Annotated in this window: 19 protein-coding genes; 2 read left to right on the top strand and 17 right to left on the bottom strand. The window is 69.1% G+C overall.

Annotated elements, in window-relative coordinates; translation table 11 throughout:
- Positions 1 to 74 precede the first annotated feature (74 nt).
- The 14 genes from rpoB to rplJ all read right to left on the bottom strand — a co-directional run bounded on the left by rpoB (position 75) and on the right by rplJ (position 16,717).
- Positions 75 to 3,584: a DNA-directed RNA polymerase subunit beta gene (rpoB, locus tag BJ958_RS23515; RefSeq protein ID WP_179729232.1), complete on the bottom strand. Its 3,510-nt coding sequence runs from the start codon at positions 3,582 to 3,584 to the stop codon at positions 75 to 77.
- A 290-nt stretch (positions 3,585 to 3,874) separates the two neighbouring features.
- Positions 3,875 to 4,771, bottom strand: a complete 897-nt coding sequence (locus BJ958_RS23510; RefSeq protein WP_179729231.1) for a J domain-containing protein — start codon at positions 4,769 to 4,771, stop codon at positions 3,875 to 3,877.
- Complete coding sequence (locus BJ958_RS23505; RefSeq protein WP_179729230.1) at positions 4,768 to 5,481, bottom strand: hypothetical protein; 714 nt, start codon at positions 5,479 to 5,481, stop codon at positions 4,768 to 4,770. The genes BJ958_RS23510 and BJ958_RS23505 overlap by 4 nt, the downstream gene beginning before the upstream one ends.
- A gap of 19 nt (positions 5,482 to 5,500) precedes the next feature.
- On the bottom strand, positions 5,501 to 6,808 hold the full coding sequence (locus BJ958_RS23500) for an MCE family protein (RefSeq protein ID WP_179729229.1): 1,308 nt from the start codon (positions 6,806 to 6,808) through the stop codon (positions 5,501 to 5,503).
- Entirely contained in the window at positions 6,805 to 8,265 is a 1,461-nt protein-coding gene (locus tag BJ958_RS28230) for an MCE family protein (protein ID WP_179729228.1), read from the bottom strand. The genes BJ958_RS23500 and BJ958_RS28230 overlap by 4 nt, the downstream gene beginning before the upstream one ends.
- Entirely contained in the window at positions 8,262 to 9,398 is a 1,137-nt protein-coding gene (locus tag BJ958_RS23490) for an MCE family protein (RefSeq protein ID WP_273521311.1), read from the bottom strand. Before BJ958_RS23490 ends, BJ958_RS28230 begins: the two co-directional genes overlap by 4 nt.
- Positions 9,395 to 10,363 carry an MCE family protein gene (locus tag BJ958_RS23485; RefSeq protein ID WP_179729227.1) on the bottom strand — a complete coding sequence of 323 codons (969 nt, stop codon included), beginning with the start codon at positions 10,361 to 10,363 and terminating at the stop codon, positions 9,395 to 9,397. The genes BJ958_RS23490 and BJ958_RS23485 overlap by 4 nt, the downstream gene beginning before the upstream one ends.
- A gap of 16 nt (positions 10,364 to 10,379) precedes the next feature.
- Positions 10,380 to 11,423, bottom strand: a complete 1,044-nt coding sequence (locus BJ958_RS23480; protein WP_218865945.1) for an MCE family protein — start codon at positions 11,421 to 11,423, stop codon at positions 10,380 to 10,382.
- Positions 11,420 to 12,667, bottom strand: coding sequence for an MCE family protein (locus tag BJ958_RS23475; protein WP_179729226.1), 1,248 nt, complete (start codon positions 12,665 to 12,667; stop codon positions 11,420 to 11,422). Before BJ958_RS23475 ends, BJ958_RS23480 begins: the two co-directional genes overlap by 4 nt.
- A gap of 7 nt (positions 12,668 to 12,674) precedes the next feature.
- Positions 12,675 to 13,502, bottom strand: coding sequence for an MlaE family ABC transporter permease (locus BJ958_RS23470; protein ID WP_179729225.1), 828 nt, complete (start codon positions 13,500 to 13,502; stop codon positions 12,675 to 12,677).
- 10 nt (positions 13,503 to 13,512) lie between these two features.
- A complete protein-coding gene (locus tag BJ958_RS23465; protein WP_179729224.1) occupies positions 13,513 to 14,295 on the bottom strand; it encodes an MlaE family ABC transporter permease in 783 nt (260 codons plus the stop codon).
- Positions 14,296 to 14,348: 53 nt separating this feature from the next.
- The gene (locus BJ958_RS23460) at positions 14,349 to 15,311 is read right to left on the bottom strand and encodes an ABC transporter ATP-binding protein (protein WP_141800434.1); all 963 of its coding nucleotides are present in this window, start codon (positions 15,309 to 15,311) and stop codon (positions 14,349 to 14,351) included.
- Positions 15,312 to 15,572: 261 nt separating this feature from the next.
- Positions 15,573 to 15,965 (bottom strand): 50S ribosomal protein L7/L12, encoded by a 393-nt coding sequence (gene rplL, locus BJ958_RS23455; RefSeq protein WP_179729223.1) that lies wholly within the window; start codon positions 15,963 to 15,965, stop codon positions 15,573 to 15,575.
- An 83-nt stretch (positions 15,966 to 16,048) separates the two neighbouring features.
- Positions 16,049 to 16,717, bottom strand: coding sequence for a 50S ribosomal protein L10 (gene rplJ, locus BJ958_RS23450; RefSeq protein WP_179729222.1), 669 nt, complete (start codon positions 16,715 to 16,717; stop codon positions 16,049 to 16,051).
- Between the two features lie 314 nt (positions 16,718 to 17,031).
- Between rplJ and BJ958_RS23445 the strand changes: the two genes are divergently transcribed.
- Positions 17,032 to 17,403: a nuclear transport factor 2 family protein gene (locus BJ958_RS23445; protein ID WP_179729221.1), complete on the top strand. Its 372-nt coding sequence runs from the start codon at positions 17,032 to 17,034 to the stop codon at positions 17,401 to 17,403.
- A 61-nt stretch (positions 17,404 to 17,464) separates the two neighbouring features.
- Entirely contained in the window at positions 17,465 to 18,748 is a 1,284-nt protein-coding gene (locus tag BJ958_RS23440; RefSeq protein WP_218865944.1) for an aspartate aminotransferase type Ic, read from the top strand.
- A 104-nt stretch (positions 18,749 to 18,852) separates the two neighbouring features.
- On the opposite strand, the gene BJ958_RS23435 is transcribed toward BJ958_RS23440, so the two are convergent.
- From BJ958_RS23435 to rplK, 3 genes are all read right to left on the bottom strand, one after another.
- A complete protein-coding gene (locus BJ958_RS23435) occupies positions 18,853 to 19,512 on the bottom strand; it encodes a DUF4232 domain-containing protein (RefSeq protein ID WP_179729219.1) in 660 nt (219 codons plus the stop codon).
- Between the two features lie 123 nt (positions 19,513 to 19,635).
- Positions 19,636 to 20,349, bottom strand: a complete 714-nt coding sequence (gene rplA, locus BJ958_RS23430) for a 50S ribosomal protein L1 (protein WP_179729218.1) — start codon at positions 20,347 to 20,349, stop codon at positions 19,636 to 19,638.
- 63 nt (positions 20,350 to 20,412) lie between these two features.
- Entirely contained in the window at positions 20,413 to 20,841 is a 429-nt protein-coding gene (gene rplK / locus BJ958_RS23425) for a 50S ribosomal protein L11 (RefSeq protein WP_141004427.1), read from the bottom strand.
- Positions 20,842 to 20,918: the final 77 nt, after the last annotated feature.

Here is a 20,918-nt window from a genome sequence, read left to right as displayed (position 1 = left end):
TTAGTTCTGTGAAAGGTGAGGCTGGGGACTGAGGGAGGCGGTACGACGCACAGCGCGCCGTACCGCCGTCACGCTCAGACTTCTTCGACGGAGGGGTTCTCGCGACGGGACAGGTCGATGCCCAGCTCTTCCGCGGCGCGGAAGACGTCCTCGTCGGCGTCGCGCATCTCGATGGTGGAGCCGTCCTGCGACAGCACCTCCACGTTGAGGCACAGCGACTGCATCTCCTTGACGAGAACCTTGAACGACTCCGGGATGCCCGAGTCGGGGATGTTCTCGCCCTTGACGATCGCCTCGTAGACCTTGACGCGACCGGGCACGTCGTCGGACTTGATGGTCAGCAGCTCCTGCAGGGCGTAGGCGGCGCCGTACGCCTCCATCGCCCAGACCTCCATCTCACCGAACCGCTGGCCACCGAACTGGGCCTTACCGCCCAGCGGCTGCTGCGTGATCATCGAGTAGGGGCCGGTCGAACGCGCGTGGATCTTGTCGTCGACCAGGTGGTGGAGCTTGAGGATGTACATGTAGCCGACCGAGACCGGGCTCTTGAACGGCTCACCGGAGCGGCCGTCGAAGAGGCTCGCCTTGCCGGTCTCCTTGACCATCCGCACACCGTCGCGGTTGGGCAGGGTCTGGCCGAGCAGGCCGGTGATCTCGTCCTCGCGGGCACCGTCGAAGACCGGCGTGGCCAGCTTCGTGTTCGGCTCGGCCTTGTCAGCACCGATCGCGGTCAGGCGCTTGGCCCAGTCCTCGTCGGCGACGTCGGCACCGAGGTGCCAGCCCTGCTTGCCGAGCCAGCCCAGGTGCAGCTCGAGGATCTGACCGATGTTCATGCGTCGCGGCACACCCAGCGGGTTGAGCACGACGTCGACCGGCGTGCCGTCCTCCATGAACGGCATGTCCTCGATCGGCAGGATCTTCGCGATGACGCCCTTGTTGCCGTGACGGCCGGCGAGCTTGTCACCCACGGAGATCTTGCGCTTCTGCGCGACGTAGACGCGGACCAGCTGGTTGACGCCCGGCGGGAGCTCGTCGCCCTCCTCGCGGTCGAAGACGCGCACGCCGATGACCGTGCCGGACTCACCGTGCGGCACCTTCATCGAGGTGTCGCGGACCTCGCGCGCCTTCTCACCGAAGATCGCGCGGAGCAGGCGCTCCTCGGGGGTCAGCTCGGTCTCACCCTTGGGCGTGACCTTGCCGACGAGGATGTCACCGGTCGACACCTCGGCGCCGATCCGGATGATGCCGCGCTCGTCGAGGTCGGCGAGCATCTCCTCGCTGACGTTCGGGATGTCGCGGGTGATCTCCTCCGGACCCAGCTTGGTGTCGCGGGCGTCGACCTCGTGCTCCTCGATGTGGATCGAGGTGAGGACGTCCTCCTGCACCAGGCGCTGGCTGAGGATGATCGCGTCCTCGTAGTTGTGGCCCTCCCACGGCATGAACGCCACGAGCAGGTTGGTGCCCAGCGCCATCTCGGCCATGTCGGTGCACGGACCGTCGGCGATCGGCGAGCCGACCTCGACCCGGTCGCCCGCCTCGACCAGCGGACGCTGGTTGATGCAGGTGCCCTGGTTGGAGCGCTTGAACTTCGCGAGGCGGTACGACGAGTAGGTGCCGTCGTCGTTCATGGTCTCGACGAGGTCGGCGGAGACCTCCTTGACCACACCGGCCTTGTCGGCCACGACCACGTCACCGGCGTCGACGGCGGCACGGAACTCGATGCCGGTGCCGACGATCGGGCTGTCGCTCTTGATGAGCGGGACGGCCTGACGCTGCATGTTGGCGCCCATGAGCGCGCGGTTGGCGTCGTCGTGCTCGAGGAACGGGATAAGGGCGGTCGCGACCGACACCATCTGGCGCGGCGAGACGTCCATGTAGTCGACCTCGTCGCCCGGGATCTCGGAGACCTCGCCCTGGCGCAGGCGCACCAGCACCCGGTCCTCGACGAACCTGCCGTCGGCGTCGAGCACGGCGTTGGCCTGCGCGATGACGTAGCGGTCCTCGTCGTCGGCGGTGAGGTAGTCGATCTGGTCGGTGACCCGGCCACCCTCGACCTTGCGGTAGGGGGTCTCGACGAAGCCGAACGGGTTGATCCGCCCGTAGGAGGCCAGCGAGCCGATCAGACCGATGTTCGGGCCTTCCGGCGTCTCGATCGGGCACATGCGGCCGTAGTGCGACGGGTGGACGTCACGGACCTCCATGCCGGCGCGGTCACGGGAGAGACCACCCGGGCCGAGCGCGGACAGGCGACGCTTGTGCGTCAGGCCCGCGATCGGGTTGGTCTGGTCCATGAACTGCGAGAGCTGCGAGGTGCCGAAGAACTCCTTCAGCGCCGCGACCACGGGGCGGATGTTGATCAGGGACTGCGGCGTGATCGCCTCGACGTCCTGGGTCGTCATCCGCTCGCGGACCACGCGCTCCATGCGGGCGAGGCCCGTGCGGAGCTGGTTCTGGATCAGCTCGCCGACCGTGCGCATGCGGCGGTTGCCGAAGTGGTCGATGTCGTCGGCGGCGACCGGGAGGTCCTTGCCGTCGGCGTCCTTGCGGACCTCGCCACCGATGGCGGTGACGTACTGGTCGCCGTTGTGCAGCTGGACGATGTACTTGATGGTCGCGACCATGTCGGCGATCGTCATCGTCTGCTGGTCGAAGGCCTCGTGCGAGCCGAGCTTCTTGTTGACCTTGTAACGACCGACCTTGGCCAGGTCGTAGCGCTTCGGGTTGAAGTAGTAGTTCTTCAGCAGCGTCAGCGCAGCCTCACGCGTCGGCGGCTCGCCCGGGCGCAGCTTGCGGTAGATGTCCAGCAGCGCGTCGTCCGGGCCCTGGGTGTTGTCCTTCTCCTCGGTCAGCTGGATCGACTCGTACTGACGCAGGTCGGCCATGACGGCCTCGTAGTCGTACTCCTCGCCCGTGTCCTCGGCGATGGCCTGGAGGGCCTTGAGCAGGACGGTGACGTTCTGCTTGCGCTTGCGGTCGAGGCGGACGCCGACCATGTCGCGCTTGTCGATCTCGAACTCCAGCCACGCGCCGCGGCTCGGGATCAGCTTGGCCGTGAAGATGTCCTTGTCGGACGTCTTGTCGGCGGTGCGCTCGAAGTAGACACCGGGCGAGCGGACGAGCTGCGAGACGACCACGCGCTCGGTGCCGTTGATGACGAAGGTGCCCTTGGGGGTCATGAGCGGGAAGTCGCCCATGAAGACCGTCTGGCCCTTGATCTCACCGGTCTCGTTGTTGGTGAACTCGGCGGAGACGTAGAGCGGGGCGGAGTAGGTGAGGTCCTTCTCCTTGCACTCGTCGACGGTGTACTTCGGGTCGTAGAAGACCGGGCTCTCGAACGAGAGCGACATCGTCTCGGAGAAGTCCTCGATCGGGGAGATCTCCTCGAAGATCTCCTCGAGGCCGGACTTGTCGGAGGCGTCCTGGCCCTCGGCCCGACGGGCCTCGATCCGGGACTTGTGGGCCTCGTTGCCGACCAGCCAGTCGAAGCTGTCGGTCTGGAGCGAGAGGAGCTGCGGGAGTTCCAGCGGCTCGGTGATCTTCGCAAAGGAGATGCGGGACTTACCGGGGGTGGTGCGCGCGGCCAAGAGTTGTCCTTCGACGGGTTCGACTCTTCGAGAGCGCCCTGACCCACCACGTCATCGGCCACCGGGCAGGCCGAAGCGCATCTGAGGGTAGGCGCAAGGAGCCACGATACACGACGCGCGAGCGCTCCACAATGTCGGCTACGCAACTTCACGCAGCCGAGGAGCGGTCCCATCGGAGGCCGGCGGAATCCGGTCCGCCGATCATGCTCGGCGCGGGCGCCGAGGTCAAGCAGCGTGGCCGGGGCGGGGGCGCCGGTCGGCCTGGATCCCGCGCCGGACCACCGGTCGGTTCACTTGTCGCAGCGGTCGTCGGTGCACAGGTCGTCGAGGAGCCACGTCGACTCGCTGCCCGAGGCCTTGACCAGCAGGAAGGTGGCCCACATGCGCAGCACGAACGGCTGCTGGTCGGCCTTGGTGACGTACTGGTCGATGAACACCACGACCGTCGCCCGCTTGCCGTTCGAGCTCACCCGGGTCAGCGCCGCACCGGCCGACTTGGCCTCGACCTCGACCTTCTGGGACTCGGCCTCCTTGGTGATCTCCGGCCAGCTGCGCTCGGTCTTCGCCTGGAAGGCCTTGGTCATGTACTGGGCACGCCGGTCGAGGTCGGCGGCCATCGACTTGTGGCTGTAGGACAGCACGGGAGCGACCATCTGCTCGGCCGCGGCCTCGGCGTCGACCGCCGCGCGATCGACCCGGAGGTTGCTCGCCGCCAGCTCCTTGGCGGAGTGCTCCCCCCTCGCCCCCGGGGTCAGCACGAGGACGACGGCCACGGCGACCGAGAGGACCGCGGCGACGGCAGCCGCGGCCAGCGCGAGCACGCCCGGGCCGTCCCCGCGGGTGTGCGTAGCGGACGCCGCGTCAGTTTCACCGGCCGGCCGGTGAATCTGGTGCTTGGACGAGGATGCATCCTCGTCCAAGCGCGAGTTTTCTCGTCCAACCTCGCCCGCGGCCTCGTCGGCGGCCTCGTCGGCGGTCTCCTGGGCCGCTGCCCGCTCGGCGGCCAGCTCGGCGTCGTACGCCGCGCGCTTGTCGGCGTCGAGGAGCACGCCGGCCGCGTCGTTGTAGGCGCGGAAGCGGCGCTCGGTCGGGTCGAGGTCCGCGATCGCGGTCTTCCACGCGGCGCGGATCTGGTCCTCGGTGGCGCTCTCCTCGACGTCGAGGAGGTCGTAGAGGTTGGTGCTCACTGGCCCTCCCCCGTGGTCTGCGACGGGGTGGCTGCGCCGGACGGCTCCGTCGAGGGCTGGCCCGAGGGCTGCCCGGACGGCTGGCCCCCAGGGACGCCGCCCTCGGGGATCGAGGCCTCGCCGAAGGACGGCAGCTGGTCGTCGAGGTCGTCGAGGTCGTCGACCAGCCAGGCGCCGTGCTGCTTGACGAGGGACACCTCGTAGCGGAACCGCAGCGGCTCGAGCTGGACCTGCTTGCTGCCGTCGGCCGGGGACGGAAGGGTGAACTGCACGATGCCGGCGACCAGCAGCTCGGCGGAGTCCTCGTCGATGCTGGCCACGCCGACGGCGTACGGCGTGCCCTTGCGACCGATCTGGGTCTGCTTGACCGTCTCCACGGCGTAGCCGACGTTCTTGTCGAAGACCGTGCGGAACTTCGCGGTCATCAGCTTGCCGAGCGCGGCGTACTCGGGCATCTTGCCCGCGCTGTCGAGCAGGTCGGGACCGTAGGTGTTGAACCGCTGCACGAAGGTGCGGCCGGCGGCCAGCACCTTCTCGCGGTCCGCGGACTCGTCGCGCGGCGGGTCGAGCAGCGAGTCGAGCTTCTTGCCGGGGTTGCCGGGAACGGCCTTGTCGGCGAGCGTCCACACGCTGACGCCGAGCGCAGCGACGACGACGCCGAGCAGCAGCCCGATCACGCTCCAGCGGAGCGTGGCACTGGTGCCCTTCACGCGATGCGCCCCGACGTGCTCACCGGGTGGTGGGGTCGAGCAGCGGTTGGAGGTAGAGCCACTTCCACGAATCCTTCCCCAGCGACGGCGGCGCCACGTTACCGCGCGCGTCGGACCACGACGGGTCCTGGGCCGTCACACCCCACTCCAGCTCGCCGGTCGCGGGGTCCACCCGGACGCCCACGTCGTAGCCCTGGACGCCCGGCGCGACCCGGGGCAGATTCTGTGCACCGCGGGGGTTGCTCTTGGTGATCGGCTCCGTGCAGCCCACGTTGTCGGGCATCGGCGCGTTGCCGCGGTCGGACTCCGGGTTGCGGCGGGACTTGAGGTAACCGGCGTAGCAGGGGGTGCTGGTCGGCGCCAGGATCAGGCCGAAGTGGGCGTCCCAGAAGCCGCTGCCGCCGTCCTGCCTGGACTTGCGTCCGACGACGACCTGACCCGCGGCGACGGCGTACGGGTAGACGACCAGCATCTGCTTGAGCGCGTCGAGGTGCTTGACGACCACCTCGCCGGTCGCGACCAGGTTGGCGAGCAGCTCACTGATCTCGACGCCGTTCTGCTCGAGGAAGGTCCGCAGCTGGGTCGCCGCGACCGAGCCGGAGTTGATCACCTTGCGCAGCGCCGGGTCGGCGCCGGCGAGCGCCGAGCTGAACAGCGAGAGCTGCTGGGCGAAGGTCCGCAACGACGACTCGGAGGCCACCTGGCCCTGGAGGACGGTGTTGCTGTCCTTGATCAGGGCGGTGGTCAGGTCGAAGTTCTCGTCGGCGGTCTCGATGAACGAGTTGCCGGTGTCGATGATCCGCTGCAGGTCCGGTCCGGTGCCGGCGAAGGCCTCCCCCAGCTCGTGGACCGTGGTGCTCAGGGCCTCGCGGTCGACGCTGGAGACCGTGGCGGACAGGTCACCGAGCAGCTTCTCGGTCGCGATGGGCGTCGCGACGTCGGAGATCTGGGAGCCCTCGCGCAGGTACGGTCCGCCGTCCTCGAGGGGCTGGATCTCGACGTACTGCTCACCGACGGCCGAGCGGTTGCCGACGAGCGCACGGGCGTCGCTGGGGATCTTGTCCCACTTCTTGTCGATGTCGAGCTTCACGTCGACGCCCTCGTCGGTGAGGACGAGGTCGCCGACGGTGCCGATCCCGACACCGCGGTAGGTCACCTCGGCACCGGTGAAGATGCCTCCGGACTGCGGGTAGTGGGCCGTGACCGTGTAGCTGCGGTCGACGACCAGGCGGTCGAGCTTGGCGTAGCGGGCGCCGACGAAGGTCACGCCGAGCAGCGTGATGATCGCGAAGACGATGAGCTGGATGCGGGTACGACGGGTGATCACTTCGCCGGCCTCCCCTTCTCCTCGAGCTGGCGGCTCGCGACCAGTGGCGCGGCGTACAGGCTGACCACGCTGGAGTCGTACGTCGAGTCGAAGTCGCGCCACATGGCGTCGGCCTCGCTGTCGCCGCCCGGAGCCGGACGGCCCAGGCCACCGCCGCCGAGCACGGTCGACAGCAGGGTGCCCAGCGGGTTGGCGGAGGCGTTCGGGCCACTGGCCGGCGCGCCGGCCTTCGCCCCACCGGTGAGGCCGCACAGCAGCTTGACGGCCTGGCAGACGTTGTCGAGCAGCGCCCCCGGCAGCCTCAGGCAGGCCTGCGGGTCCGGCGGCGTCTTCAGGCAGCTCTGCAGGGTCTGCGTGGCCGCCGGGCACAGCGTCTTCAGGTCGATCAGCACGTCGAGCGGCAGGTCGGGCAGCTGGTCGGTCGCGATGCACACGAGGTCGGGCAGCTTCAGGTTGCCGAGGTCGAGCGCGAGATCGACCGACAGGTTGACGTAGTCGCCCATGTGGAGGTTGCGGGCGACCTGCGGGTCGCGGCCGACGGACTCGTCGATGAACGGGTAGGTCAGGAACGTGCTGAAGCCCTTGGCGAAGTCGTCGCCGGCCTGCGCGATCTGGTAGAGCACCGGGTCGAGCATCTTGAGGGTGTCGATCGTGGCGTCCTTGGTGGTCTTGATGACCCGGACGCCGACGTCGCTGAGCTGGCTGAGGCCGTCGAGCATCTTCACCAGGTCGCCACGCTGCCGGTCCAGCGAGTCGAGCGCGCTCGGCAGCTCCTCCAGCGCCCGGTCGATGCTCGCCTGGTGCTGCTTGGCGGTCACCGCGAGCCGGTTGACCGACTCGATGGCGCGGACGATGTCCTGCTTGCGCTGGTCGAGCTGGCCCATCAGCGAGGACACCTGGGTGAGCACCGACTTCGCCGAGTCCTCCCGGCCCTCAAGGGCGAGGTTGAGCTCGGTCGAGATGGTCTTGAGCTGGGCGATGCCGCCGCCGTTGAGGACCAGGCTGAGCGCGCCCAGGACCTCCTCGACCTCGGGGTTGCGCCCGCCGTCCTTGATCACGTCGCCGTCGGACAGCCGGCCCTGAGCGCCCGTGGTCGGGGCAGCCAGGGAGACGAACTTCTCGCCCAGCAGGCTGGTCTGACGGATGGAGGCGACCGGGTTGTCCGGCAGGTCGATGTCCTTGCGCAGCTCGAGGGTCACCACGGCCTGGTAACCGTCGAGTCGGACGTCGGTCACCTGGCCGACGGCCACGTCGTTGACCTTCACGGACGACTTGGGGACCAGGTCGAGCACGTCGTCGAAGCGGACGCTGACCGTGATCGGGTCCTTGCCGGTGTCGGCGCCACCCGGGAGCGGCAGCTCGTAGACGTCGAAGTCGCAGCCGGTGAGCAGCAGCGCACCGGCGAGCAGCGCGACGCCGGCCCGCAGGCGGGTGCGGAGGCCGGTACGGCGGGTCATCGGTCCACCTCCACCAGGCCGTTGAGCGTCGGGTCGTAGGGCTGGCCGTACCAGGAGCCGGTGCCGAACGGGGCGCTGCGCGGCAGCAGCTTCTCGATCAGGTTGCAGATGTTGCCGTTGGCGTCGGCACCGGACACCAGCGCACAGACCACCGCCGACGGGTTCGACGTCAGCTCGTGGAGGATGTTGCCGATGTTGGCGTTGGTGTCGAGCGTGCCGTCCTTCGGGTTGTACGTGTGGTACAGGTTCGTGATCGCCAGCGGGCCGGCCTGCAGCAGCTCGTCGAGGGCACCGCGCTGACGCACCAGCACCTTCGCGACCCGGTTGACGTCGCGGATGTTGCGGCCGAGCACCGCACGGTTGCGCTTCACGAACCGCGCGACCTGGTCGAGCGCCGTACCGAGGTTCGACAGGGCGGTGGTCAGCTCCTGGCGCTCGTCGGCCAGCAGGGTGGAGACGTCGCCGAGGGACTTGTTGAAGCCGCGGACGGTGGTGTCGTTGTCGGCCAGCGTCTTGAGGAAGGACTCGAGCTGCTGGGCCGACTCGAACAGGTCGTCCTTGTTGTTGTCGAGCGTCTCGCTCAGCTTGCCGAAGTCCTGGATGGTCTGGTGGAACTGAGCACCCTGGCCGCCGAAGTTCTTCGCCGTCTGCTCGAGCAGGTCGCTGAGGGCACCGTCCTTGTTGGCGCCCTCGGGTCCGAGTGCGACGGTCAGCTTGTCGATGCTGCCGTAGATCTCGTCGAGCTCCAGCGGGATCGCGGTCTTGGTCGCGTCGATGACGGTGTTGTCGGCCATCACCTTGTCGCCGTCCTCGAAGGCCGGCGAGAGCTGGATGTAGCGGTCACCGACCACGGAGGGCGACACGATCACGGCGTCGGCGTCGGCCGGCACCTTGACGTCGGAGTCGTAGGCCATGACGACCTTGACCTTGGTGCCCTCGGGGACGACCTCGCGGACCTGGCCGACCGGGATGCCGAGGATGCGGACCTCGCTGCCCTCGTAGACCGACACGGCCCGCGGGAAGTAGGCGGTCACGGTCTTGTCGTTGCCGCCGCTGCCGAACATCCAGACCAGGCCGGTGACGAGCAGGACCCCGATCACGGCCAGCGGCAGCCAGCGCCGCACCCCGTTCACTGGCCCACCGTCCCGGGCACCGGCGGCAGGTTGAAGATGTAGGTGTCGAACCACGGCCCGTTGCCGAGCGTGCTCGCGAACACGCGGTAGAACGGCGCCATCAGGTGGATCGAGTCCTCAAGGTTGTCCTCGTTCTTCTTGACGACCTGCAGCACCGAGTCGAGGTGGTCGAGCGCGGGCTTGAGGTCGGCGCGGCTCTCCTTGATCAGGCCGGTGAGCTTGGTGCTGAGCGTGCTCGTCGACACCAGCAGCCGGTGGATCTGCTCCTTGCGCGCCAGCAGCGCGGTGAACAGCGTGTCGGCGTCCTTCATCAGCGCGACGATGTCGTCGTCACGCGAGTCGAGCACGGTCGAGACCCGGTTGAGGTTCTTGAGCAGCGAGTTGATCTCATCGTCGCGCGAGGCGACCGTCTTGGCGAGCGCCGAGAGGCCGTCGAGCGCCGAGCGGAACTCCTCGGGCGTGTTGCGGGTCAGGTCGGCCAGCGTCGTCAGCGCGCCGGCGAGCTGGTCGGTGTCGATGTCGGCCGACGTCTCGGCGAGGCCCGTGAAGGCGTCGACGACGTCGTACGGCGAGCTGGTGCGCTCGACCGGGATGACCGAGCCCTCGGCCAGCTGGCCCTGCCCCGCCGGGTCGAGGGCGAGGAACATCGAGCCGAGGATCGTCTTGACCTTGATGTCGGCCCGGGTCTGGTCGCCGAACTTCGTGTCGGTCTTGATCTTGAAGGCGACCTTGACCGAGTTGCCGTCGAGCTCCATCGACGTCACCTGGCCGACGCGGACACCGGCGATACGCACCTCGTCCTTCGGCTTGAGACCACCGGCCTCCGAGAAGGAGGCGTAGTAGGTGTCGCCGCCGCCGATCAGCGGGAGGTCGTTCGCGCGGAAGGCGGCGACCAGGCCGAGCAGCAGCACGGCGATGCTCACGGCGCCGATCACCACGGGGTTGCGCTCGCGGAAGGGCTTCACGTCGTCAGTCCTCCCCTCATCCGAGCGTGCATCGGTCGGCGGTCGCACCGTAGGTGGCGCCGACCGGGTTGTTGAGTCCGGGGACCTTGATCGTGGCCTTGAAGTGGCACAGGTAGAAGTTGAACCACGAGCCGTAGACCGCGGTGCGGCCGATCTTGGTGAGCTTGATCGGCAGCACCTGCAGCGCGCGGTCGATCTCCTGGCGGTTGTCGTCGAGGGTGCCCGCGACCTTGCGCAGCTCCTTGATGTCCTTGACGAACGGGTCCTTGATGTCGGTGACCAGCGCGGCCGTCTGCACGGACAGGTCCGAGATCGAGTCGAGGGAGCCGAGGATCGCCTCGCGGTCGTCGTTGAGCCCGCCGACCAGGGTCCGGAAGCTGTCGATCAGGTTCGTGAGCTGCTTGTCGCGGTCGGCCACGTGATCGAGGACGTAGTCGAGGTTGCTGAGCAGCTCGCCGATCACCTTGTCGCGGTCGGCGAGGGTCTGGGTGACCGAAGCGGTGCTCGACAGCAGGCCCTCGACCGTGCCGCCCTCGCCCTGGAAGACCTGGACGATCTCGTAGGACAGCTTGTTGATGTCGTCGGGCGAGAGTGCCTGGAAGAGCGGCTTGAAGCCGTTGAACAGCACCGTCAGGTCGAGCGCCGGCTTGGTGCGGCCGACCGGGATCGCGGCGTCCTCCTCGAGCTGCTGCCCGCCGTCGCCCTCCTGGGTCAGCGAGATGTAGCGCTGACCGATCAGGTTGCGGTACTTGACCGTGGCGTGGGTGGCGTCGTCGAGCCTCGTGTCGGCGTCGACGGTGAAGGTCACCCGGGCCCGGTCGGCGTCGAGGATCGCCACCTTCTGCACGGTGCCGACCTTGACGCCCGCGATCCGGATGTCGTCGCCCTTGTTGACGCCGGTGGCGTCGACGAAGTCGGCGGCGTACTCCTTCGTGGAGCCGAAGGAGAGGTTGCCGATGGTGATGATCAGGACGCTCGTCGCGAGGGCCGTGCTCACCATGAACACGACCAGGCGGATCAGGTCCCCGCTGGTCTTCTTGTCGAGGCCGCGCACGCTCATCGGGCGCCTCCCGCGACGAGGGGACCGGCCAGCAGGACCGTGAGGTCGGCGTCGCTGCCGTACTCCTGGTCGAGCGCGCCGCGCAGGGCGGTCACGTCGTCGGGGCTACCGGTGTAGCCCGTCGGGGCCGGACGCAGGTTGCCCTTGCCGGTGTTGCCGTTCATGCCGTCGTTGAGGTGCGGCAGCGGCGGGTACGGGTTGTCCTGGCTCCACGGGATGTCCGGCAGGCCCAGGCAGTCGGGGCCGCGGTCCTCACCGAAGATCGGCCGGTCCTTGGCGGTGTACTTGCGCGGCTGGTCCTGCAGCGTCTCGAGCACGATGTGGAGCTCGAAGCCGCGGAAGGCCTCGGCCAGGCGGCCCTGGGCCTTGACGATGCCGGCGGACATGCACGGGATGGTCGGCGCGTAGCGGGCCACGGCCGCCAGGGTCTGCGTGCTGAGCTCGCCGGCCCGCTTGAGGCGCTCGGCGTTGGCGTCGAGGAAGGACCGCGCGGTGTCGGAGAAGCTGCGGATGTCGCGCAGGGTGGCGGTCAGCGCCGCCTCCCGCTCCTCGATGGTGCCGGTGGTCTTCACGGTGTCGTCGAGGATCTGGGCCACCTGGGGAAGGATGTCGGCGTACGTGTCGGACACGTCGGCGGTCAGCTTGAGGTCCTCGAGCAGCGCCGGGATCTGCGGGTTGAGCCGCTTGAGGTAGCCGTCGAGGGTCTCGAGGTTCTTGCCGATCAGCTCGCCGCGGCCCTCGAGGGCGGTGGCGATCGCGGTCAGCGTCGCGTTGAGGTCGGCGGGCTGGACCGTGCGCAGCAGCGGGTAGAGGTCGGAGAGGACCTCCTCGAGCTCGGTCGAGACCTCGGTGCGGTCGATGGTCGCGCCGGCGCGCATCGTGCCGCTCGGGCCGGCGTCGGGCACGACGAGGGAGACGTACTTCTCGCCGAACAGGGTCTTCGGGACGATCGAGCCGGTCACGTTGGCCGGGATCACGCCGATCTTGTCGGGGTAGATGCCGAGCTTCAGCTCCGCGCCCTCGGCACCGGAGCGGGCGTCGAGCACCTCGCCCACGATCACGCCGCGGACCTTGACGTCGGCGCGGGTGGGGAGCTGGAGGCCGATGGAGGAGGTCTTGAGGGTGACCTCGTCGTAGTCGGTGAACTTCTTGGTGAAGGTCGCGTAGGTGAGCCACACGCCGAGCACGAGCAGCGCCACGAAGATGACGCCGAGCGCCTTGTGGGCGGACAGGATCCGGTCCATCAGCCGATCACCCCGCGAGCCTGACGGTGGTCGAGGCACCCCAGATGGCCATCGACAGGAACAGGTCGATCACGTTGATCGCCACGATGCTGGTCCGCACCGCCTTGCCCACCGCGACGCCCACGCCTGCGGGCCCGCCGGAGGCGGTGTAGCCGTGGTAGCAGTGGATCAGGATGACGACCACGGCGAACACCAGCACCTTGCCGAAGGACCACAGCACGTCGCCGGGTGGCAGGAACTGGTTGAAGTAGTGGTCGTAGGTGCCCGATGACTGGCCGTAGAACTGGGTCACGACGAGCCGGCTGGCGACGTACGACGACAGCAGGCCCACGACGTAGAGCGGGACGATCGCGACGAGACCACCGACGACGCGGGTGGTCACCAGGAACTGCATCGACGGGATCGCCATCACCTCGACGGCGTCGATCTCCTCGGAGATGCGCATGGCGCCGAGCTGGGCGGTGAAGCCACAGCCGACGGTCGCCGCGAGCGCGATGCCCGCGACGAGCGGGGCGATCTCACGGGTGTTGAAGTAGGCCGAGACGAAGCCGGCGAAGGCGGCCGTGCCGAGCTGGTTGAGCGCGGCGTACCCGGACAGGCCGACCTGGGCGCCGGTGAAGAAGGTCATGCCGATGATGACGCCGACGGTGCCGCCGATGACCGCCAGGGCGCCCGAGCCGAGGGTGACCTCGGCCAGGATCCGCAGGATCTCGCGCGGGTAGCGCTTGACCGAGCGCGGCAGCGCCAGCAGCACCTTGATGTAGAAGGACAGCTCGTGACCGAGGTTGTCCAGGCCCTTCATGGGCCGGTCGTAGATCGCCTTGATGCTCGCCATGTCGTCTCGCCTAACCCGTCTTCGGGGGCACGACCTGCAGGTAGATCGTGCTCAGGGTGAAGTTGACGACGAACAGGAGCAGGAAGGTGATCACGACGGACTCGTTGACCGCGTCACCGACGCCCTTCGGGCCGCCACCGGCGTTCATGCCCTTGTAGGCGGCGACGATCGCGGCGATCAGGCCGAAGACGAGCGCCTTGATCATGCCGATCCACACGTCCGGCAACTGCGCCAGGGCGGTGAAGCTGGCGAGGTAGGCACCGGGGGTGCCGTCCTGCAGGATCACGTTGAAGACGTAGCCGCCGCCGACGCCGACGACGCTGACCATGCCGTTGAGGAAGACCGCGACGAGCATGCAGGCGAGCACGCGGGGCACCACGAGGCGCTGGATCGGGTCGATGCCCAGCACCATCATGGCGTCGAGCTCCTCGCGGATCTTGCGCGCACCGAGGTCGGCCGCGATGGCCGAGCCGCCGGCACCCGCGATCAGCAGGGCGGTCGCGATCGGGCCGGCCTGCTGGATGACGGCGAGGACCGAGGCGGAGCCGGTGAAGGACTGCGCGCCGAACTGCTTGATCAGGCCACCGACCTGCAGTGCGATGACCGCACCGAAGGGGATCGCGACCAGGGCGGTCGGGATGATCGTGACCGACGCGATGAACCAGGCCTGCTGGATGAACTCGCGGCCCTGGAACGGTCGACGGAACAGCCCGCGACCCACGTCGAGCGCGAAGGCGAACAACTTGCCCGCGGTCCCGAGTGGGGCGACCACGCGCGCAGCAGTGAGCGACACCTACCGCCCCTTTCCTTGTCCTTGTGTGTCGTTCCTCCGGGAGTGCTGCTGGTTCAGTGCTGCTGGCTGCCCGACGCGTGCTCGGCCTCGCGGGTGAACGATCCGGGAGGCGGGGTGACGCCGTTGGCCCGGCACCAGGCTCCGGGCGCGGCCTGCGCCCGACGCGGGATGCCGTTGGAGGGCTCCATCTGCAGCGGGATCGGCGGCAGCGGCGGCAGGTCCATGTCCTTCTCGGCTGCCAGCTGGTCGGCGTCCTTCTCCTCCGACATGCCGATCGGCCCGATCGTCTGCGCGTTGAGGAACTGGCGCACGACGGGCTCGTCGGAGGACAGGAGCATCTCGCGCGGGCCGTACATGGCCAGGTGCTTGTGGTACAGCAGTCCGATCTGGTCGGGGACCACCCGGACGCTGTGGATGTCGTGGGTGACGATGAGGAAGGTCGCGTCGATCTGCGCGTTGAGGTCGACGAAGAGCTGGTTGATGAACGAGGTGCGCACCGGGTCCAGACCCGAGTCCGGCTCGTCGATCAGCAGGATCTCGGGGTCGAGCACCAGCGCGCGGGCCAGTCCGGCGCGCTTGCGCATACCGCCGGAGATCTCGCCCGGGAGCTTCATCTCCGCGCCGAGCAGACCGACCATGTCCATCTTCTCCATGACGATGTCACGGATCTGGGACTCGCTCTTCTTGGTGTGCTCGCGCAGCGGGAAGGCGACGTTGTCGTAGAGGTTCATCGAGCCGAACATCGCGCCGTCCTGGAACAGCACGCCGAACAGCTTGCGGATCTCGTAGAGCTCCTTCTCGGAGCAGGAGGCGATGTCGGTGCCCTCGATGACGATCGAGCCCTCGTCGGGCTTGATCAGGCCGATGAGCGCCTTCAGGAAGACCGACTTGCCCGTGCCCGACGGGCCCAGCATCACGGAGATCTCGCCCGCGGGAAGGGTCAGCGTCACGCCCTTCCAGATCAGCTGCTTCCCGAACTGCTTCGTCAGGTTCGTGACCTGTACGTCGACGCCCATGTTCAACCCTCTCCCTACGTCCGCTCGCCGGCCCCGGCTGCGAAGGAACAACGCAACCGCGTGGCGCACGTTACGCGGCAACCGTGGCGCGCGTCACGCGCACCCGGCCACCGAGACCCGAAAGGTACTGGCGAGTAGCACCTAGCGTCCAACTCGCGAGTAGTGGTAGCGGCCGATCGGCTCCGACGCGAAAAATGGCACGAGGCCGGCAGAGCAGTGCTCTGCCGGCCCCGTGACCGAGTGAGTCGTCTCAGGGACGGGTCACTTGAGGGTGACGGTGGCGCCGGCGCCCTCGAGGGCCTCCTTGGCCTTGTCAGCCGTCTCCTTGTTGACCTTCTCCAGGATCGCCTTCGGGGCGCCCTCGACGAGGTCCTTCGCCTCCTTGAGGCCGAGGGAGGTCAGCGCGCGGACCTCCTTGATGACGTTGATCTTCTTGTCACCAGCGGCCTCGAGGACGACGTCGAACTCGTCCTGGGCGGCACCGGCGTCACCGGCGTCCGCGGCACCGCCGGCGGCGGGGGCAGCGGCAACGGCAACGGGGGCAGCGGCGGTGACGCCGAAGGTCTCCTCGAACTGCTTCACGAACTCGGAGAGCTCGATGAGGGTCATCTCCTTGAACGCGTCGAGGAGCTCGTCGGTGGTGAGCTTCGCCATGGTGGCGGTTCCTTTCTCAGGTGGCCTGCGTGCGCACGTCGCGCGCTGGCCGGGGTTTCAGGTGGTGGTGACGCCGGGGCCGATCAGGCCTCGGCGGTGTCGCCCTCGTCAGAGGCGGCCGCGTCCGCGTCGTCCGCGGCGGGAGCCTCGTCAGCGGGGGCCTCGGCAGCCTCGTCGGCAGCCGGAGCCTCCTCGGCGGCGACCGGCGTACCGGCACCACCTGCGAGGATCGAGGGGTCCTCCTGCGCCTTCGCCTCCAGGGCGCCGGCGAGCCGGGCAGCCTGGGCGAGCGGGGCGTTGAGGAGGTAGACGGCCTGGCTGAGCGAAGCGAGCATCGCGCCCGCCAGCTTGCCCAGGAGCACCTCGCGCGACTCGAGATCGGCCAGCTTGGCGATCTCCTTCGCGTCGAGGAGGTTGCCGTCCAGAACGCCACCCTTGATCACAAGGGCGGGGTTCGCCTTGGCAAAGTCACGCAGACCCTTGGCCGCCTCGACGACGTCGCCCTGGATGAAGGCGATCGCGGTCGGGCCGGTGAGCAGGTCGTCGAAGCCGTCGATCCCCGCCTCCTTGGCGGCGATCTTGGCCAGCGTGTTCTTGACCACGGCGTAGCTGGCGTTCGCACCGAGGGAGCGGCGAAGGTCCTGCAGCTCCTTGACGGTGAGACCGCGGTACTCGGTCAGCACAGCGCCTGCGGACTCGCTGAACGACTCAGCGATCTCCGCGACGGCGGCCTGCTTGTCTGCCCGCGCCATGGGTCTCCTTCCGGAATGGTTGACCTCCGCGAAGTTCCCGTCGAAATGACGGACGCCCCGAGCGCAGGCGCTCAGGGCGTGGACCTCGCGCTCTCGCGCTCGGCAGTGCTCTGATCCCCTGCGCAGGCCGTCCGCCTCTCGGCGGAACCTTCGGTCAGGGCTCGGAGCCCGGACGACCGGCGGTCTAAAGGTTTCAGTGGACAACGGTACGGCGGTCGCGGCGCGCGGCCAAATCGGGGAGCGGTGCCCGCCCGAGGTCCCGGCGACCGGGACCGGCGGCCCGCCGTACGGCTCGCCCTGCCGACCATGCGGGCATGACCGCTGACATCCGTGCCACCGTCGTCCGCTACCTCGACCTGGTCGCGAACGCGACCAGCGGGGCGCAGATCGCCGCCCTGTACGCCGCCGACGCCACCCTCGAGGACCCGGTCGGCTCGCCGGCCCGCAAGGGGACCGACGAGATCGCGGCGTTCTACGAGGTGCTGACCACCCGCCGGCGCACCACCGAGCTGCTCGCCGTCCGGGTCGCCGGCAGCGAGGCGGCGTTCAGCTTCCGGGTCGTGTCCGGCACCGGTGCGGAGCAGTCGGTGATCGAGCCGATCGACGTGATGACCTTCGCCGAGGACGGCCTGATCACGAGCATGCGGGCGTTCTGGTCGCCCGCCGACGTGCGCCGCGGCGCGTGAGCGCGGCTTGAGTCGCGGACCGGGCGCGCGCGCCGCGCGCGGACTTGGCACGATGGTCCTCATGCCCTCCTCCGCGACGCCGCTGTCCGCCCTGTCCGCCGACGACCTCGCCGCGCGCCTGACGACGGTGCGCGCCGCCTACGACGAGCTGAAGGCCCGCGGCCTCAAGCTCGACCTGACGCGGGGCAAGCCCGGCTCCGACCAGCTCGACCTGTCCAACGACCTGCTCGGCCTGCCGTCGTCGTACCGCGACCGCTCGGGTGCCGACGTGCGCAACTACGGCGGCCTCGAGGGTCTGGCGGAGATGCGCGAGATCTTCGCCGACCTGCTCGGCGTCGACGTCGCGAGCGTCGTGTGCGGCGGCAACTCCAGCCTCACGATGATGCACCAGGTCCTCACCGCGCTGCTGCTCAAGGGCGGCCCCGACTCGCCGCGGCCGTGGTCGCAGGAGCCGGTCGTGAAGTTCATCTGCCCGGTGCCCGGCTACGACCGCCACTTCACGATGCTCGCCGAGCTCGGCATCGAGATGGTGAGCGTGCCCATGAACGCCGACGGCCCGGACGTCCCGGCCGTGCGCGCGCTCGTCGACGACCCGGCCGTCAAGGGCATGTGGGTCGTGCCGACGTACGCCAACCCCACCGGGGCGGTCTGCTCCGCCGAGGTCGCCGCCGAGCTGATGGCGATGCCGACCGCGGCGCCGGACTTCCGGATCCTGTGGGACAACGCGTACGCCGTGCACCACCTCACCGACGTCGAGACCAAGAGCGCCGACGCCCTGGGGCTGGCTGCCGCGTCGGGTCACCCGAACCGGCCGATCATGTTCGCCTCGACCTCGAAGATCACCTTCGCCGGCGCCGGCGTGGCCGCGCTCGCGGCCTCCGCCGAGAACAAGGCGTGGTACCTCGAGCGGCTCGGCTTCGCGGCCATCGGCCCCGACAAGGTCAACCACCTGCGCCACGTCGAGTTCTTCGACGACGCCGACGGCGTTCGTGACCACATGCGCAAGCACCGCGACCTGATCGCGCCGAAGTTCACGGCGGTCGAGGACGCGCTGTCCTCGCGGCTGGCCGGGCTCGGCATCGCCGAGTGGACCGTGCCGACGGGCGGCTACTTCGTGAACCTCGACGTGCTCGACGGCACGGCCTCGCGCGTGGTCCAGCTCGCCAAGGAGGCCGGCATCGCGCTGACCCCCGCCGGCTCGGCGTTCCCGCACGGCAACGACCCGCGCGACCGCAACATCCGGCTCGCACCGACCTTCCCCGTCCTCGACGAGGTCCAGGCCGCCATGGCCGGGGTGGCGGTGTGCGTCGAGCTGGCGGCGCTGGAGTCCCTGACCCGCGGGTGAGGTTGTCGGCGCGGCCCCGAGGGGCGGCGGCGCGGGAATCACCTCTTCAGCGGTGATTCCGTCGCTTCCTGGCCTTTGCAACGGGCAGGAAGCGACGGAACCGGTCAAGAAGTACGGACGAACGGCGCCAGCCGGATCGTCGTGAACGGGCCGATGTCCAAGGTCTCGACGCCGATGCGGGCGGGTACGGCGAGGGGTACCTGACCCCGCGCGAGCTGGAGCACGAGCAGCGACACGTGCTCCGACTCGGCGCCCGCCAGGTCGCCGGTCCACTCCAGGCCGCTGGCCGCGCTCTCCCCCGGACTCAGCAGCACCGGGCTGGCCGGCGCATCGCCGGTTCCCGGACCGATCTCGTTGACGAACGTCGTGCCCCAGGCGCCGCGGGCCCCCACCCCCGGCACGCCCTCGACCACGCAGGCGTCGTCGCCGGTGTTGCGGACCACCACCCGGCTGTAGCGATGGCCCGCCGCTTGGTCGTAGCCCTCGAGCGACACCTCGACCTGCTCGGCCGCGCAGTGGTCGCCGCCGTACGCCGTGGCCCGGGTGCGCAGCAGCGCGGTGAGCGCGGCGTCCTCGAGCTGGTCGTCGGGCACCGGCGGCTCGCCGTCGGGGCTCTCGTCGAAGCCCGGGGACACCTCGTCGAGGCCGGGGGGTGCGGTCGTGCCGTCGGGCTCCCCCGTCGGCGTCCTCGCCCCGGGCTCGGCCTCTCCCGAGCAGCCGGAGAGGGCGAGGAGGAGCAGCACGGACCCGAGCAGGCGCTTCACGCCGGCCACCCTAGGAGGGCACCGGAAAAGTGCGACGCCCGCCGTCCCCGGGGGGAGCGGCGGGCGTCGGGTCTCGAGTCGGTCGCTGCGCGACCTGCTCGACAACCGTGGTTCAGAGAGGGATCAGGCCTCGTCCTCGACCGCGACGTTCTTGATGCGGTTGGGGTCGACCTGGACGCCCGGGCCCATGGTCGTGGAGACGGTGACCTTCTTCAGGTAGCGGCCCTTGGAGCTGGCCGGCTTGAGCCGCAGCACCTCGTCGAGGGCGGCGGCGTAGTTCTCGGCGAGCTGCTGCTCGGAGAAGGAGGCCTTGCCCACGATGAAGTGGAGGTTGGCGTGGCGGTCGACGCGGAACTCGATCTTTCCGCCCTTGATGTCGGTCACGGCCTTGGCCGGGTCCGGCGTCACGGTGCCGACCTTCGGGTTCGGCATGAGGCCACGGGGACCGAGCACGCGACCGAGGCGGCCGACCTTGCCCATCAGGTCCGGGGTGGCGACGACGGCGTCGAAGTCGGTCCAGCCGCCGGCGACCTTGTCGATCAGGTCGTCGCTGCCGACGAAGTCGGCGCCGGCCTCGCGGGCGGCGTCGGCCTTGTCACCGTTCGCGAACACGAGGACGCGAGCGGTCTTGCCGGTGCCGTGCGGCAGGTTGACGGTGCCGCGGACCATCTGGTCGGCCTTGCGCGGGTCGACACCCAGTCGCATGACGACGTCGACGGTCTCGTCGAACTTCTTCTTGCTGGCGGCCTTGGCGATCTTGATCGCGGCCAGCGGCGCGTAGAGCTCGTTCTTGTCGAACGTCTCGGCAGCCGCGCGGTAGGTCTTGCTGCGCTGCATGGTGATTCCTTAAGTCGAAGAGGAGGTGTGGTCAGCGGGCCAGCGCGGCCCTTCCACGGTGTTTCAGTCGACGGTGACGCCCATGGAGCGCGCAGTGCCCTCCACGATCTTCATCGCGGCGTCGATGTCGTTGGCGTTGAGGTCGGGGAGCTTCGTCGTGGCGATCTCGCGCACCTGGTCCTTGGTCAGCTTGCCGACCTTCTCCTTGTGCGGGACGCCCGAGCCCTTCTGCAGGCCAGCGGCCTTCTTGATCAGCTCGGCAGCCGGCGGCGTCTTCGTGATGAAGTCGAACGTCCGGTCCTCGTAGATGGTGATCTCGACGGGGATGACGTTGCCGCGCATGGACTCGGTCTGGGCGTTGTACGCCTTGCAGAAGTCCATGATGTTGACGCCGTGCGGACCGAGCGCGGTACCGACCGGCGGAGCCGGGGTGGCCGAGCCAGCCTGCAGCTGCACCTTGACCAGTGCGGCGATCTTCTTCTTGGGAGGCATTCCTCTATCTCTTTCTTCTCGTGGTCATGACGAGGCGTACGTCGTACGCCTCTGCCACGTCGCCCGACCGGGGCCGG

It is taken from the genome of Nocardioides kongjuensis, from assembly GCF_013409625.1.
Taxonomy (GTDB): Bacteria; Actinomycetota; Actinomycetes; order Propionibacteriales; family Nocardioidaceae; genus Nocardioides; species Nocardioides kongjuensis.
The sequence above is the reverse complement of the archived record's forward strand: the minus strand, read 5'-3'. Positions and strand labels throughout refer to the sequence as shown.